The organism is Escherichia sp. KTE31, from assembly GCF_000407925.1.
In the GTDB taxonomy this organism is placed as follows: domain Bacteria; phylum Pseudomonadota; class Gammaproteobacteria; order Enterobacterales; family Enterobacteriaceae; genus Escherichia; species Escherichia ruysiae.
Genome location: NZ_KE136722.1, coordinates 553,065 through 568,675, shown reverse-complemented (window position 1 = coordinate 568,675; position 15,611 = coordinate 553,065). Strand labels below are relative to the sequence as shown.

13 protein-coding genes and 1 pseudogene are annotated in these 15,611 nt (G+C 51.1%); 5 read left to right on the top strand and 9 right to left on the bottom strand.

From position 1 onward, the window contains the following. Positions 1-179: 179 nt before the first annotated feature. Positions 180-1,037, top strand: coding sequence for an SdiA-regulated domain-containing protein (locus WES_RS18110; protein WP_000166626.1), 858 nt, complete (start codon positions 180-182; stop codon positions 1,035-1,037). 66 nt (positions 1,038-1,103) lie between these two features. Beyond that, positions 1,104-2,282: an MFS transporter gene (locus WES_RS18115; RefSeq protein WP_016159460.1), complete on the top strand. Its 1,179-nt coding sequence runs from the start codon at positions 1,104-1,106 to the stop codon at positions 2,280-2,282. Positions 2,283-2,321: 39 nt separating this feature from the next. On the opposite strand, the gene kptA is transcribed toward WES_RS18115, so the two are convergent. After that, positions 2,322-2,888: an RNA 2'-phosphotransferase gene (gene kptA / locus WES_RS18120; protein WP_016159461.1), complete on the bottom strand. Its 567-nt coding sequence runs from the start codon at positions 2,886-2,888 to the stop codon at positions 2,322-2,324. 156 nt (positions 2,889-3,044) lie between these two features. On the opposite strand from kptA, the pseudogene WES_RS0120900 reads away from it, so the two are divergent. Together WES_RS0120900 and iadA are read left to right on the top strand one after the other, a co-directional pair. Then, a pseudogene (locus WES_RS0120900) lies at positions 3,045-3,275 on the top strand (hypothetical protein); the annotation flags it as partial. 12 nt (positions 3,276-3,287) lie between these two features. After that, positions 3,288-4,460, top strand: coding sequence for a beta-aspartyl-peptidase (gene iadA / locus WES_RS18125; RefSeq protein WP_016159462.1), 1,173 nt, complete (start codon positions 3,288-3,290; stop codon positions 4,458-4,460). Positions 4,461-4,535: 75 nt separating this feature from the next. Here the strand turns inward: iadA and iraD are convergent, their stop codons facing one another. The 4 genes from iraD to uxuA form a co-directional block, all read right to left on the bottom strand. Further along, positions 4,536-4,928: an anti-adapter protein IraD gene (iraD, locus tag WES_RS18130; protein ID WP_016159463.1), complete on the bottom strand. Its 393-nt coding sequence runs from the start codon at positions 4,926-4,928 to the stop codon at positions 4,536-4,538. 410 nt (positions 4,929-5,338) lie between these two features. Then, positions 5,339-6,112, bottom strand: coding sequence for a Uxu operon transcriptional regulator (uxuR, locus tag WES_RS18135; RefSeq protein ID WP_016159464.1), 774 nt, complete (start codon positions 6,110-6,112; stop codon positions 5,339-5,341). A gap of 269 nt (positions 6,113-6,381) precedes the next feature. Next, a complete protein-coding gene (locus WES_RS18140; RefSeq protein ID WP_000208206.1) occupies positions 6,382-7,842 on the bottom strand; it encodes a fructuronate reductase in 1,461 nt (486 codons plus the stop codon). A gap of 80 nt (positions 7,843-7,922) precedes the next feature. Then, positions 7,923-9,107, bottom strand: coding sequence for a mannonate dehydratase (gene uxuA, locus WES_RS18145; RefSeq protein WP_016159465.1), 1,185 nt, complete (start codon positions 9,105-9,107; stop codon positions 7,923-7,925). 339 nt (positions 9,108-9,446) lie between these two features. Here uxuA and gntP point away from each other — a divergent pair, with 339 nt between their 5' ends. Next, complete coding sequence (gene gntP / locus WES_RS18150; RefSeq protein ID WP_016159466.1) at positions 9,447-10,790, top strand: gluconate permease GntP; 1,344 nt, start codon at positions 9,447-9,449, stop codon at positions 10,788-10,790. A gap of 184 nt (positions 10,791-10,974) precedes the next feature. Here the strand turns inward: gntP and fimH are convergent, their stop codons facing one another. The 4 genes from fimH to fimD are packed head-to-tail and all read right to left on the bottom strand — an operon-like array spanning position 10,975 to position 15,589. Further along, the gene (gene fimH, locus WES_RS18155) at positions 10,975-11,877 is read right to left on the bottom strand and encodes a type 1 fimbria D-mannose specific adhesin FimH (protein ID WP_016159467.1); all 903 of its coding nucleotides are present in this window, start codon (positions 11,875-11,877) and stop codon (positions 10,975-10,977) included. Between the two features lie 19 nt (positions 11,878-11,896). Beyond that, complete coding sequence (fimG, locus tag WES_RS18160) at positions 11,897-12,400, bottom strand: type 1 fimbria minor subunit FimG (RefSeq protein ID WP_000872021.1); 504 nt, start codon at positions 12,398-12,400, stop codon at positions 11,897-11,899. Positions 12,401-12,412: 12 nt separating this feature from the next. After that, entirely contained in the window at positions 12,413-12,943 is a 531-nt protein-coding gene (locus WES_RS18165) for a type 1 fimbrial adaptor subunit FimF (RefSeq protein ID WP_010353036.1), read from the bottom strand. 9 nt (positions 12,944-12,952) lie between these two features. After that, the gene (fimD, locus tag WES_RS18170) at positions 12,953-15,589 is read right to left on the bottom strand and encodes a fimbrial usher FimD (RefSeq protein WP_016159468.1); all 2,637 of its coding nucleotides are present in this window, start codon (positions 15,587-15,589) and stop codon (positions 12,953-12,955) included. Between the last annotated feature and the right edge of the window lie 22 nt (positions 15,590-15,611).

The window sequence follows — 15,611 nt, the reverse complement described above, 5'->3', positions numbered from 1 at the left end:
CAATCTTTGTCATTGCGCAACGAACTGAATGCGATGACTGCCCGCATTCGTCAGCAATGGGAGGAAAGATTGCGACTGGAAATGCATTGCACATTACGATCTGACTCCGCGTTAAGGATTCATTAAGATCGCTACGTATACTTATCGATATCTTATTGATTTTCTTGGATGGAAATGCCATGACAAAAAGGTTTTCGTTAAGTAAACGTATCAGCATTATTATTCTTTTTGCCATTGTCGCAGTGTGTGTTTTCTTCGTGCAATCTTGCGCGCGCAAAAGCAGTTATCCCGCAGGGTTTCAAAATTACCACGTTAATATTGATGGTAAAGAGATTGCAGGTGTAACGAATAATATCTCCTCACTGACCTGGTCTGCGCAGAGTAATACCCTGTTTAGCACTATCAATAAGCCTGCGGCGATTGTTGAAATGACCACTAATGGGGATTTGCTCCGCACCATTCCTCTGGATTTTGTGAAAGATCTCGAGACGATCGAATATATTGGTGATAATAAGTTCGTCATCAGTGATGAACGCGATTATGCCATTTATGTGATTTCACTTAATGAAAATTCAGAAGTGAAAATCCTCAAAAAAATAAAAATTCCGTTGCAGAAAACGCCAACCAATAGTGGTTTTGAAGGGCTGGCCTATTCTCGCCAGGATCACACTTTCTGGTTTTTTAAAGAGAAAAATCCGATTGAGGTCTACAAAGTTAACGGGCTACTAAGTAGCAATGAATTGCACATCAGCAAAGACCAGGAACTACAACGTCAATTTACTTTAGATGATGTGTCCGGCGCAGAATTTAACCAACAAAAAAATACGCTTCTGGTGCTGTCTCATGAATCACGCGCACTCCAGGAAGTAACGCTGGCTGGCGAGGTTATCGGTGAAATGTCACTAACCAAAGGCAGCCGGGGTTTGTCACATAACATCAAACAGGCTGAAGGGATTGCGATGGATGCCTCTGGCAATATTTATATCGTTGGCGAACCGAATCGTTTTTATCGCTTTACCCCTACATCATCACATTAACAGACTGGCATGTTTCACCTTTTTGTTATTAACTTGTTAATTACAAAAAGACAAGCAAGGTAAAACATGTCCCCGTCATCGCATCCCGTAGAACGCTTTTCCTTCAGCACCGCGCTTTTCGGGATGCTGGTTCTGACCTTAGGTATGGGGTTAGGTCGCTTTCTTTATACGCCGATGCTGCCAGTTATGCTGGCGGAGGGGCAGTTTTCATTTAGCGAACTGTCGTGGATTGCCAGCGGCAACTACGCTGGGTATCTGGCTGGAAGCCTGTTGTTTTCATTCGGCGCATTTCATTTACCCTCACGTCTGCGCCCGTTTTTATTGGCTTGCGCCCTGGCAACCGGATTGTTGATCCTTGCGATGGCGTGGTTGCCGTCGTTTATTCTGGTGTTGTTGATTCGCTTTCTGGCAGGCATCGCCAGCGCCGGGATGTTGATTTTCGGCTCGACGCTCATCATGCAACATACCCGCCATCCTTTTGTACTTGCGGCACTGTTTTCTGGCGTTGGTGTTGGTATCGCGCTAGGCAATGAATATGTGCTGGCTGGGCTGCATTTTTCCCTCTCCTCGCAAACGCTATGGCAAGGTGCCGGGGCGCTTTCTGGCATGATATTGATTGTACTGGCGCTTTTGCTTCCTTCGAAAAAACACACCATCGCGCCAACGCCGTTAGCAAAAACCACTCAACAACCCATGAGCTGGTGGTTGCTGGCTATTCTGTACGGTCTGGCGGGTTTTGGTTATATCATCGTTGCCACTTATCTGCCGCTCATGGCGAAAGATGCTGGCCTGCCATTACTGACCGCCCATCTCTGGACGCTGGTCGGCTTGTCGATTGTGCCAGGCTGCTTTGGCTGGTTGTGGGCAGCAAAACGTTGGGGGGCGTTACCCTGCCTGACGGCGAATTTGTTGGTACAGGCTATCTGCGTGCTGTTAACCCTCGCCAGCAGCTCTCCTTTATTACTCATCATCAGCAGTATTGGCTTTGGCGGCACCTTTATGGGCACGACCTCGCTGGTGATGACCATCGCCCGCCAGCTTAGTGTGCCGGGAAATCTCAACCTGTTAGGCTTTGTGACGCTTATTTATGGCATCGGGCAAATTCTCGGCCCGGCGCTGACCAGTATGCTCGGCAACGGAACGTCGGCACTCGCCAACTCCACGCTTTGTGGCGCAGCGGCGCTGTTTGTTGCCGCGCTCATCAGCACAGTGCAATTATTTAAGCTGCAAACGGCGACTTCATAAGGGGGGATTTTTCTCCCCACCATACCAGAGAAGAGCGCCTCAGTATTTCCCTTGCCAGTCAAGAAACTCAACCGCAACAGTTGCTGTCAGCCAGACCCCGTTTTCCGCTTGCCAGAAAGGTATTCCTCGTTTCGCCATTTCTTCGGCTTTGACGGTTAAGATAACCGGCGATCCATGTCTGGCTCCTACTTTGCGAGCTGTCGCTTCATCAGCAGAGAGATGCACGTAATGACGCTCCCCTGCAATCAATCCCTGACTTTTTATCGCCTCAAGGAAGCGACTTGCCGTACCGTGGTAGAGAAATTGTGGCGGTGTTTTTTCGGTGAAGGCAATGGCGACCTGCGAGGTCGAATGCCCTTGAACAGCGCGAATGCACTTACCATCATTCGAATAACTAAAACGCTTTTTATCGCTAGTGGCGACAACGACATCCAGTAAGGCACGGGTTAACCGCTTGCCCACTTTTTGTGCACAGAGTATGAGTTTATCGACATCCGCCCATCCTTCACGATCCAGCGCGATGCCAATCGCCTCTGGTTTATGTCGGAGGACAAAACTTAAAAACTTACTCGTATCTGCCAACTCTTTTTCGCCATACTTTGCCATTTTGTCTTCTTCCCTGTATTTCCTGTTTTTATTCAGCTACGTCATTGTCACTGGGTTTATGAATTTTCTGCAACTCAATCCTGTTTTTCCACTCTGCAAAAAACACGTAGCAACACGCAGATACAAAAACGTTGTGGGGATTGCCGCTGTCCTTTTAGCCACGGGCAGCGCATCGGCGTTGCTGTCAGCCATGCGACCGCAGGCGCGTTAACCGGCCATGATGTCACCGTTTTACTGCCCGCAATGTATTTAATGGCCAACCCGGTGCAAAATGTCGGTCGCAGCCTGGAGACAGCCGAAGTGAATGCTAAATGCTATCTGCATATCATTACGGTCTGCGCGATTAACGCATTGCTGTCGATCTGGGTTATGCAGATTATTGTTTAACAAGGAGTTTACATGATTGATTATTCCGCAGCCGGTTTCATCCTGCTGCAGGGAGCGCATTTGTATGCGCCGGAAGATCGGGGCGTTTGCGATGTCCTCGTCGCTAACGGCAAGATTATCGCCGTTGCCAGCAATATCCCTTCTGACATCGTACCGGACTGCACGATTGTCGATCTCAGTGGGCAGATCCTCTGCCCTGGTTTTATTGATCAACACGTCCATTTGATTGGCGGCGGCGGCGAAGCTGGTCCCACGACACGCACGCCGGAAGTGGCGCTAAGTCGCCTGACGGAAGCGGGCGTCACGTCAGTGGTTGGTCTGCTGGGCACCGACTCTATCTCTCGCCACCCGGAATCCCTGCTCGCCAAGACCCGTGCGCTCAATGAAGAAGGCATCAGCGCCTGGATGCTGACCGGCGCTTATCATGTTCCTTCCCGCACTATTACGGGTTCCGTGGAAAAAGACGTGGCGATTATCGATCGCGTGATTGGCGTGAAATGCGCCATCTCCGACCACCGGTCTGCCGCGCCGGATGTTTATCATCTGGCCAATATGGCGGCGGAGTCCCGCGTTGGTGGCTTGCTCGGTGGTAAACCTGGCGTCACCGTGTTCCACATGGGCGACAGCAAAAAGGCGCTACAGCCTATCTATGATCTCCTGGAAAATTGCGATGTGCCAATCAGCAAGTTGCTGCCGACGCACGTTAACCGCAACGTTCCTTTGTTTGAACAGGCGCTGGAGTTCGCCCTGAAAGGCGGCACCATCGACATCACCAGCAGCATTGACGAACCGGTCGCCCCTGCCGAAGGGATTGCCCGCGCCGTTCAGGCGGGTATTCCGCTGGCTCGCATCACCCTCAGCTCCGACGGCAACGGTAGCCAGCCGTTCTTTGACGACGAGGGGAATTTAACGCATATCGGCGTTGCCGGTTTTGAGACGTTGCTGGAAACCGTGCAAGTGCTGGTCAAAGACTACGGTTTCAGTATCAGCGATGCCGTGCGTCCACTCACCAGCAGCGTCGCCGGTTTCCTCAACCTGACCGGGAAAGGCGAAATTCAGCCCGGCAATGACGCGGATTTGCTGGTTATGACACCGGAACTGCGCATTGCGCAGGTGTACGCTCACGGCAAACTGATGGTCAAAGACGGCAAGGCGTGCGTGAAAGGAACGTTTGAAACTGCATAAGCGGTTGTCAGCCGCACGAATGGACGTAGGATGCCCGTTCGGACGGCTGACAGAGTAAAACGCAGAAGATGGTATTTAGCTGACTTTCCCCACCGTCGCACTGTACCAACCACCATGCTGCCAGACCAGCTCAAACGTCAGCGGTTCATCGTCGTGGTACAGCATCATCTCCAGACTGATCGTCAGATCGTGGCAATATGCTTCTTTCAGACTCACCTGCAATGCAGCAATACGTGGTTCATGAAATAAAAGAGCGGAACGCAACTGGCGGCAATACCAGCTCTGGAGATGTTTGTCGCTCTGATTATCCCCTTGCCACTGTGGCATACCTGAAATAAGTAATGCGGGTAGCGGTGAGTGAGGAGAATTGAAAAGTTGAAAGAGATCCCGACATACGGAATCACGCAGCGATGATGTATTGCTGCCTGTGTTTTCAGGTAATACGGTCTGAAGTAATTGGCGCATCATTTTGCGCACTCCTGACGTTTAGCGGCATCGATATCTTGCCCTGACGGCTTGACACCACTGGGTTGATGCTCATTTTCCATAGTCATTCCTTTTTGCTCATCGCATCCGTGCCTGATAACAGGCTTGATTCTTGCCCGCAAAGTATAAGACCCTGAACAGAAATGAAGATCCACTTACTTTTTATTTAAGAAGATATAATTTGATAAAAGTCACTAAACCAGACAGAAACAAACCAATATATTTTGATTATTCCGAATAATCACTCAGATTTAAATAGATATATAATGTTTATAAAAGACATGTAATAAGTAATTATTAAATTACTCATCGTTTATTATTAATAATATCGGTTATTACGTGGCTAAAAGGCCTGGTGCAAAGCTGCTCAACTTTGCACCAGAAATAAAGGGTCAGGCGTCAACTTTATCCAACGGCCAGGAGTCGAAGAGATAGCCGTCAAAATAGATATCGTCAACATTGGAAAACTCCAGCAGGCGCTGTTTCACATTTTCCAGATGCTGCCACATTGCCAGCTTCGCCGCACGGGCGTCTTTTTTGATTAACGCGGCGAGGATCTGTTTGTGATCGCCCAGCCACTCTTTGCGATACAAGCTGTCATCCAGATGGCTGTGCAACTGGATCCACATCGGATTGTTTTCCCGCCACTGCCAGGACTGCCGGAACAGCTCCACCAGCATACTGTTATGGGTCGCTTCCGCGATAGCGAGGTGAAACTGCATATCGCCGCTTTCACTGCTGCCCGGCGCGCTGGAAGCCAGCTCACGCTCTTCCAGTTGCAATGCCTGGCGCATTTTGACGATATCTTCGCGGGTGGCCTGCAAAGCGGCAAATTCCGCGATGTTACTTTCCAGTAACTGACGCGCCTGTAACAGCTCAAAAGGACCGGCGTCATTGCAGACGTTGGCATCTGCGTTGTCTGTGTTCTGGCTGCCTGAGCTATCAAGAACATAAATACCGGCACCGCGCCGCACTTCTACCAGCCCTTTGATCTCCAGCATGATCAACGCCTCACGCACCACAGTACGCGTGACCTCGAGCATTTCTGCGATTTCACGCTCCGGCGGCAGTCGTTCGCCAGGATTGTACGGTGTTTTGATGATCAGATCGCGGATCATCGCCCCGACTTCCTGGTAAGGTCTTTGCGCAGAGGTGGCAGATTTCATGGTGTTGTGTCCGTTAGGTGCGGTTAATCAAATTATTGCCGAATGCGACGTGAACGCCTTATCCGGCCAACAAAGAGTGCGTATTCAATAAGTTGTGATTGATACCCAGGCTCGATAAGCGTGCGCATCGGGCGATCTTACGTTGATCGTTAATGACAAACTATACCATTAGCACTGGAAGTTGGCACGTACAGGTGGGCAAAAAAACGAAAACTGGTCAACCAAATATGAGTTTGATTGACCAGTAAGTCTGTCGGGGAATCAGTCAGTTACAGTGCAGCCACGCATTCGCGCGCGCCGCGCTCGCACAGTTGCTGATATGCCGCCGTCACCGCACCAACAAAGTCGGCATTCTGCGGCAGATCATCGGCAAAAATACCGCTCAGGCTCAACAGGGCTTTTACGCGTTCTGCTCCCTGATATTGCGCGTTGATCTTCTGGAACTCAGCCAGCATCGGATCAACTACGTCGATGGCGTTGCCTTGCTCATCCACACCCTGGGTGTAGCGCATCCAGCCCGCCACGCCGAGCGCCAGGTGACGCCAGCTACCGCCGTTTTGCAGGTGCAGGCGCACCGGATCCAGCAGACGCTGCGGTAACTTCTGGCTACCGTCCATCGCAATCTGCCAGGTACGGTGACGCAGAGACGGGTTGCTGAAACGCTCGATCAGCAGCGTCGCATAGGCGTTCAGGTCTGTACCTTCCGGCATCGACAGCGTTGGCGCTTGTTCCTGCATCATCAGGGCAAAGGCCGCTTTGCGATAATCCGGGTTAGTCATGGTGTCGGCAATAGTTTCATAGCCGCCGAGGTAACCGAGGTATGCCAGGAAAGAGTGGCTGCCGTTCAGCATACGCAGTTTCATCATTTCGAATGGTACAACGTCCGAAACGAACTGTGCGCCCACTTTATCCCAGTCCGGGCGACCATTAACGAAGTTATCTTCAATCACCCACTGACGGAACGGTTCGCAGGCAATGGCGCACGGGTCGTAAACACCCAGCTGGTCAGCAATTTCCTGTAAGGTTTCTGGCGTCGCCGCCGGAACGATGCGGTCAACCATGGTGCACGGGAAGGTGACGTTCTCTTCAATCCATGCCGCCAGCTGCGGGTCACGCGCCTGAGCCAGCCCCAGAACGGCAACTTTCGCCACATGACCGTTTTCACGCACGTTGTCGCAGGACATCACGGTAAACGCTTTCAGCCCTTTTTCACGACGCAGACGCAGGGCTTCTACGATGTAACCAATCGCGGACTTCGGCGCGGTCGGGTTTTCCAGATCGTGCTTGATCAGCGGGTTATTGAGATCCAGCTGACCGCTCGCCGCATCGGCGCAGTAGCCTTTTTCCGTGACCGTCAGGGAGACAATCGCCGTCTGCGGACGCGCCATCGCGTTGAGAATACCTTCGCAACCGTCGATTTCCGGGTGCAGGGCTTCTTTCATCGAACCGATAATTTTCAGCTCGGTGCTTTCTGCGCCTTTTTCCGCCACGGTGTACAGCAGTTGCTGTTTTTTCAGGTTTTCGATCAGCACGCGGTCGTTACCTGGCATCAGGTTAACTTCGCAGATACCCCAGTCGCTGTCGGTACTTTCCAGCAGATGATGGGTGTACAGCGCCTGGTGCGCGCGGTGAAACGCCCCGCAACCGAGATGCACAATGCGTGATTCCAGACGAGAATGATCCCATGACGGGCGGGCAACCGGCAGATTGCTGTCAACAATAGTAGTCATCGTAAACTCCAGAATCCGTCTTCAGAGAGTGACGGCAAGGAAGAAGGAACCGGCACGGCGCGCAGCCATGCCGGTGGATATTAACGGCTAAAGAAAGCGCGCTGGATCGCCAGTTCGACACCGCGAACTTCGGCCAGGCCTTTCAGACGACCAATCGCGGAATAACCTGGGTTGGTTTTCTTCTTCAGGTCGTCCAGCATCTGATGACCGTGATCCGGACGCATCGGGATCAGGTCTTCTTTGCCTTCCGCTTTACGACGGTGTTCTTCTTCAACGATCGCTTTTACCACTTCGTACATATCAACGTCACCGTTCAGATGCGCCGCTTCGTGGAAGGTTTTCGGGTTATCTTCACGCATGGTGGAACGCAGATGGGTGAAGTAAATGCGCGGACCAAACTGCTTGATCATATCAACCAGATCGTTGTCAGCACGCACGCCGTAAGAACCGGTGCACATGGTGAAACCGTTCGCCATGCTGTTTACGGTGTCAACCATCCACTGCATATCTTCAATGGTGGAAACGATGCGCGGCAGGCCGAGGATCGGGCGCGGCGGATCGTCCGGGTGAACCGCCATACGCACGCCGACTTCTTCGGCAACCGGAATAATGGCTTTCAGGAAGACGGCAAAGTTTTCGCGCAGTTTGGCTTTGTCGATATCTTTGTACAGCTCCAGGTGCTTACGGAACTGGTCGAGGGTGTAACCTTCTTCCGCACCCGGCAGACCAGCAATGATGTTACGGGTCAGACGCGCTTTGTCTTCATCGCTCATGGTGGCGAAACGTTCTGCTGCCTGAGCAATTTCTTCTTCGGTGTAATCCGCTTCCGCGCCTGGGCGCTTCAGGATGTGCATTTCAAACGCAGCAAATTCGATCTGGTCGAAACGCAGGGCTTTGGAGCCGTCCGGCAGTACGTATTCGAGGTCAGTACGGGTCCAGTCAAGCACCGGCATGAAGTTGTAGCACACGGTGCGAATGCCGCACTGCGCCAGGTTGCGCAGAGTCTGCTGATAGTTAGCGATCCACAGCTCATAGTTGCCAGTGTGGGTTTTGATATCTTCGTGAATTGGCACGCTTTCCACGACAGACCACACCAGGCCCGCGTCTTCAACGATAGCCTTGCGTTTGAGGATCTCTTCTACGGACCATACTTCGCCGTTCGGGATATGGTGCAGCGCGGTAACCACGCCAGTTGCGCCCGCCTGACGGACATCAGCTAAAGAAACCGGATCGTTTGGGCCGTACCAGCGCCAGGTCTGTTCCATGATTTTTCCTCTTTCACATAGTGGGTTCCACAGCGAAGAGACGCGGAACCCCGGAGTTGTTTAGGTATCCGGATGAACAACCAGACCACAGCCGTGGCGTCGCACCGGATGAGATGGCGTATAAGTTCTACCTTTTGGTAAGACATGTCAACCCGGATTCTAAAATTGGTTAACCACATCACAAGAAATCTACTCTCCCGCCGGTTGTTGCAAATTACAGCAAAGGGTAAACAACGGTTATTGATCAGGGTATGTGATATTCATCGCAACAATGGTTGACCAATTTACATAACATGTCGCCCAAAATAACAATGGTTCAACCAGGTAAGGTAAAACTTTATGCATGTGCTTAACATTCTTTGGGTCGTCTTCGGTATCGGCCTGATGCTGGTACTGAATTTGAGGTTCAAGATCAACTCGATGGTAGCTTTGTTGGTGGCGGCGTTGTCTGTCGGGATGCTGGCGGGTATGGACTTAATGTCGCTGCTGCACACCATGAAAGCAGGCTTCGGCAACACGCTGGGGGAACTGGCGATCATCGTGGTATTCGGTGCGGTCATCGGTAAATTGATGGTCGACTCGGGCGCAGCACACCAGATAGCGCACACGCTGCTGGCGCGCCTCGGTCTGCGCTATGTTCAGATATCGGTGATTATCATCGGCCTGATTTTCGGTCTGGCGATGTTCTATGAAGTGGCCTTTATCATGTTGGCACCGCTGGTGATCGTGATTGCAGCCGAAGCTAAAATCCCGTTCCTGAAACTGGCTATTCCGGCAGTAGCGGCTGCCACCACCGCACATTCACTGTTCCCGCCGCAGCCGGGTCCGGTGGCGCTGGTAAATGCTTATGGCGCGGATATGGGGATGGTTTATATCTATGGCGTGCTGGTGACGATCCCAAGCGTAATTTGCGCTGGCCTGATCCTGCCAAAGTTCCTCGGTAATCTTGAGCGACCGACACCGTCATTTCTGAAAGCAGATCAACCGGTAGATATGAACAATCTGCCTTCTTTCGGCATCTCGATTCTGGTGCCGCTGATCCCGGCGATCATTATGATCTCCACCACCATCGCTAATATCTGGCTGGTAAAAGACACGCCTGCGTGGGAAGTGGTTAACTTTATTGGTTCCTCACCGATTGCGATGTTTATTGCGATGGTAGTTGCATTCGTACTCTTTGGCACTGCACGCGGGCACGATATGCAGTGGGTGATGAACGCCTTTGAAAGCGCAGTAAAAAGCATTGCGATGGTGATTCTGATCATCGGTGCGGGCGGCGTGCTGAAGCAGACCATCATCGACACCGGCATTGGTGACACCATCGGCATGTTGATGTCGCATGGTAATATTTCGCCGTATATCATGGCGTGGCTGATCACCGTACTGATTCGTCTGGCGACCGGTCAGGGTGTGGTTTCGGCGATGACTGCCGCCGGGATTATCAGTGCTGCAATCCTTGATCCAGCAACCGGTCAGCTGGTTGGCGTGAATCCGGCGCTACTGGTGCTGGCGACGGCTGCGGGGTCCAACACCCTCACCCACATTAACGATGCATCTTTCTGGTTGTTTAAAGGTTATTTTGACCTGTCGGTAAAAGACACGCTGAAAACCTGGGGTCTGCTGGAGCTGGTCAACTCCGTAGTTGGGCTGATTATTGTGTTGATTATCAGCATGGTAGCGTAAAAGTACACCAGAGCCTGCCATTGGCAGGCTCAGTTCGGAGTGTCGACAAAGTGTGCCTTGTTTATGCCAGATGCGACGCTGACGCGTCTTATCTGGCCTACAAAGGGCTAACGTGCAGGTTTTGTAGGTAGCGTAGCGCATCACGTAATATTGCGTACCAGCATTAGCAAGCCCTGTGGTTTCTTTATTGATAAACAAAAGTCACACCAATAATCGACTGCACATTACCTGCAGTCACCTGCCCTCCAGTACGTGCGTAATTTGCCGTTAATCCCAGACTTACCGCCGAAGTCCCTACTGCTCCTAACGATACAGTGCTATTCGCTGGAATAATCGTACCGTTGCGCGTCAGCTGTACGCCGACTCCCTGTGCTGGCGAAAACGACGCGGTATTGGTGAAAATCGAGTTGCCCGCATCTGCGGTTGTGCCTGAAAGGTAATACCCCAGGTTTTGGCTTTTCGCACAGTAAACGGTAAGAGGAATCGGCACCGAACCAGGATAATCCGGCAGAGTCACGGTGACATCACGAGCGGAAACATCACAGCCGCCGGTGGGCACCACCACATCATTATTGGCGTAAATATTCCACACAAACTGGAAATCATCGCTGTTATAGTTGTTGGTCTGACGCAAAATGAGCACGGCAATTAATGAGCCAGCCTTAATCGCCACCCCGCCCGCACTGCTCACAGGCGTCAAATAAAGCGCCACCGGCCAGGGCTTATCCGTTCTCGAATTATAAACAACGCGCGGCGTTTCGCTGGTGGTAGGGAAAGGATAGCTACTGCCATTATATTTTACGGTTCCGGAAAAATTAGATAACACGCCGCCATAAGCCGAGCCTCGTTGCAGTGTGACATAGTCTGTAATCGTTTCCGGGTAATCGTTATGACAAAAGATCTGCGTCGAAAGATCCACGACCAGGTTTTGCCCCACATTCACGGCGGGCGCAAGGCTAACATAGACATTGGCGCTGCCACCGCCAATAGGGATAGAGGTGCCATTGGCGGTTTTACAGGCGAATGACCAGGCATTTACCGACCAGCCCATCAGCAGTACAGCAAACAAGGTAATAACTCGTTTCATTACAATCATCTCTTCGGGTTCAGCTGTAGGTATAGGTGATGCTAATCACTGCCTGAATGGTTCCCTGAGTGGTTCCGCCATTTACCGTCAATGCTCTGACCTGTAACGGGAAGTGCGCTGATTGTGAGGAATCATCCACCTGAACAGTTTTGGTTGCGCCGGTGTTCAATGTGTTGCCGCTATCATCCTGTAGCTCTAACTGGATGTTTTGCGCGGTTCCCTGGTTTTTATAATATCCGGTGCTGTCAGCTGCCCCGCTGAAGCTGGCGGTGACCCTGGACGTTCCCACCGGACAATTAGTCAACTCAAGCGCAACATCATGCCAGGCCGATGCCGCTCCGGCAGACATCAGGCTGAAAGAATAAAGATCGCCGAGATCAACCGTGGCATTGGTGGTGGAAACCGTGCACGGTTTGGCGACGACCTTACCGTTCACGGTGATGGTGACATCGGCTGCCTGTACCGTCGCGCTTGCGAGCGCCAACATTGCCGCCAATAAATACCCACGTTTGCGCCATTTCATGAGCATCTCCAGTTACTGATATTCAAGAGTAAAGGTTGCCGTAGCGTTGATACGCCCCGCAGTGACAGGCACCTGTGTCGCCATTAGCCTGGCGTAAAAATTCAGCGTGTTTGGTTTACCCGGCGTCAGGGTCGTCCACGCAATCGCGGACGATGGGGCATTAAGTGGGATCTGATTTTGTTGCTCATTCAGAAGCTGTATTCCCAGCCCTGCGGCCGCTGACACCGTATTATCAAGTGCAAGCAGGTTGGCATTGTGGCTATCCGCAACACCAGTAAACCCAACCTTTACAGCAGAAACGGCATTACCACAGGGTGACAGCAAAATACGAAATGGAACGACCGGGGTCGTCGCCCCAATGTTGCTAAATTGCTTCGCCGCATTTTCCATCAGATCAACGGTAAAATTGGTTGATTCAGCCGCCACACTACAACCGTTATCCCTGACATAGCCGCGAATAGTAATCGTGCTATCTGCGGCCCTGGCGTGACTGGCAACCAGCCACAAAAAAGCGCACACAAGATAAAAAGGTTTGCTTTTCATCACGTCCCCTTAACGACATTCAGCTGATAGCTGAGTTAATAACTGCTGCTGACTCTCTGGTGGCAGTTTGTAATCGGCGACACAGCGAGCATTCTCCCCTTCACCCCATTTCACCTGAACTTTTCCCACTAAAGGCATCCCGCTGAGGTAAACCTGGCCATTATCCGCAACAATGCCGCTACTCTGGCTACTCTCTGATGTGACCATCGCCCCAAACGGCAGCGGCTTATTATTGTGGGTTAGCGTCATGAGCAGTTTTATCCCAACGCGCGCTTTAAACTCTGCTCGCACGATCGCCCCACGAGTGGGAACAACGTTAGCGACCGCGTTATCTAAATCGACGTTATCAGCCAGGGTATTGGTATCCAGCGCCACTCTATTCTCCCGATATTCAGTGGCATAAGGCAGCACGGCATAACCGCGCCAGTCGGTACGAACACCCGTCTGGTTTTCGACTTTTGCATCTTTTGCTCCAGGCGCTTTAATAAGCACAACCGTATCGTTTAACGGCTGCCCCAGCGTTACGCCATTGGCATGAGCCAATACCCCACCGCTGACGCCATAATAGAGCTGCTTAATATCATCGCTATGGCTGTAACCGATATTGGCATTGCCGTAACCACCGCGATAATTCAGCGTGGCGTAGCCTGTACTTCCGCTATTTCCATCGCCTCCCCCGGCATAGCCGGTTTGCACGCTATAACTGAGGTTGTTGTCTTCCAGCAACGTACCGTATACACCGGCCAGATTGGTCATCCGACCGTTGAGATCGTGTGACATGCTGTAGCTGGCACTGGCATGTCGCCACTGAGATTTACTGTCAGAACGCAGCCAGTGGCTGAAAGGAATATTGACGTTAAGAGCTAACATCTGATCCCGTCCTTTTTGCCAGGCGTTTTTCGTCAGGCTATAGCTGAGCGTCCAGTTAATATCTTCGAACGCAGTATTTAATCCAGCCTGGAATTGCTCATCGACATTACTCGTTCCCCAATAAGTTTGATGGCTACCACTCAAATACAGTGTTGATGTGCGCCCGAGTTGCTGAGTAACGGTGAGTTGTAATTTCCCGCGTTTGTTATAAGCGAGGTTGTAATAGTCGGTGAATTTCGGCTTAACCTGAATAACACCATCCTGTGTTTCGATGTTGTAGCCATTCATTCGACTGTATGTTGTATCAGCGAAATTAAAATATCCGCTGGTCGAATAACGGTAACCCACTAACTGAATATTCGTGCCTGACTCATTGAGCGATTTGTTATAGAGAAAACGCACCGATTGTCCGTCATGCTGACTTTCATCGGGAAGTGTGGCATTAGCCTGCGTCATATCCACAGACAGAGCCCCCAATACCCCCATGTTTTTCCCGACACCGAAATTAAAAGCACGATAACGATCCGCCAGTTGAGTTCCACCGTATATTGTCCAGCCAGCCGGGAGGCCGTGGAGTAATGTACTCTGGAAAAAGCGGGGTTTTTCCTGTTGCGCATTCCCACTACGGTACTCTCCTGCCGTAATGGAATAACGCGTATGCCCTTCACGTTGCAAAAGCGGGACTGACGAATAGGGTACGGTAAAGATCTGCGTGCTGCCGTCAGCCTCTTTAATCGTTACCTGCAAGTCACCACTATTACCTGCGGCATAGATATCGTTGATGGTAAAAGGCCCCGGCGGCACCGTACTATTATAAATGTCATACCCATTCTGTTTAATAGTTACCTGTGCAGTACCACGAGCAATACCGTGGATCACCGGGGCAAATCCTCTTTGGCTATCGGGTAACATATTGTCATCGGAGGCCAACTGTGCGCCGCGAAAGTTAATACCATCGAAAATATCGCCCTGGGTATAACCATCACCCAGCGTCAGTCGGGAACGTAACGGAATGATGTCGCGCTCAAGCCAGGTATTAATATGTTGCCATTTATTTTTGCTACCTGATGAATTTCCGCTACTGTTATAACTCCAGGTGGTATTGTCGCGTAAACGCCACGCACCAATATTTAATCCACTCTGTAGATTTAAATATGCATAATGGCTGTTACCCCCAACCCGATTCTGCACACTATTTCCGCTGAAGTTATAATTGAGCAATCCGGCATTAATACCTGAATCCCACAACTCTGGTGGAATATAACCACGCGCGCGCTGATTCATAAATGCCTGAGGGATCGTGATGTTGAGCCGCTGCTGGCCAACATCTAAATGCGCAGTAGCGTCATTGATCATTGAGGTTAATGGCACACAGGTATCATCCGCCAGCAGATTCATACCGGAAACAGAAGCCGTATTCAGCCCCATACTGGCGAGTTGAGCGCGAGTCAGGCAAGGGACAATACCTTGCTCACTGTCACCCGTATTAAACGTGACATCACGCGTTGCCATATAACCATTATTCATATAGATATCGACACGATACGTCCCCGGCGGTAATTCTTGTCCATTTTCAAAGCTCGATAAATCGGCAACAGCCTGAGGATCATCCGCTAAAAAGCGCGGGTTAAAATAGAGTTCGGCAGATGAAAAAGGTGCCTGTGCGGCAAAAGCACAGGCAACAGAGAGCCGGATAAAAAAACCAGCCAGACAATGCTTACGATTATGCAAGCATTGCGTGTTTCGCTGGTAAAGTCTTAAATTCAGATATGACATTGTTCCTCCGGTTTAAAATCAC

Excerpts from the sequence above, each read along its gene's own strand:
- WES_RS18110 (WP_000166626.1), top strand. The coding sequence starts at position 180 with ATGACAAAAAGGTTTTCGTTAAGTAAACGTATCAGCATTATTATTCTT.
- WES_RS18115 (WP_016159460.1), top strand. The coding sequence starts at position 1,104 with ATGTCCCCGTCATCGCATCCCGTAGAACGCTTTTCCTTCAGCACCGCG.
- kptA (WP_016159461.1), bottom strand. The coding sequence starts at position 2,888 with ATGGCAAAGTATGGCGAAAAAGAGTTGGCAGATACGAGTAAGTTTTTA.
- iadA (WP_016159462.1), top strand. The coding sequence starts at position 3,288 with ATGATTGATTATTCCGCAGCCGGTTTCATCCTGCTGCAGGGAGCGCAT.
- iraD (WP_016159463.1), bottom strand. The coding sequence starts at position 4,928 with ATGATGCGCCAATTACTTCAGACCGTATTACCTGAAAACACAGGCAGC.
- uxuR (WP_016159464.1), bottom strand. The coding sequence starts at position 6,112 with ATGAAATCTGCCACCTCTGCGCAAAGACCTTACCAGGAAGTCGGGGCG.
- WES_RS18140 (WP_000208206.1), bottom strand. The coding sequence starts at position 7,842 with ATGACTACTATTGTTGACAGCAATCTGCCGGTTGCCCGCCCGTCATGG.
- uxuA (WP_016159465.1), bottom strand. The coding sequence starts at position 9,107 with ATGGAACAGACCTGGCGCTGGTACGGCCCAAACGATCCGGTTTCTTTA.
- gntP (WP_016159466.1), top strand. The coding sequence starts at position 9,447 with ATGCATGTGCTTAACATTCTTTGGGTCGTCTTCGGTATCGGCCTGATG.
- fimH (WP_016159467.1), bottom strand. The coding sequence starts at position 11,877 with ATGAAACGAGTTATTACCTTGTTTGCTGTACTGCTGATGGGCTGGTCG.
- fimG (WP_000872021.1), bottom strand. The coding sequence starts at position 12,400 with ATGAAATGGCGCAAACGTGGGTATTTATTGGCGGCAATGTTGGCGCTC.
- WES_RS18165 (WP_010353036.1), bottom strand. The coding sequence starts at position 12,943 with ATGAAAAGCAAACCTTTTTATCTTGTGTGCGCTTTTTTGTGGCTGGTT.
- fimD (WP_016159468.1), bottom strand. The coding sequence starts at position 15,589 with ATGTCATATCTGAATTTAAGACTTTACCAGCGAAACACGCAATGCTTG.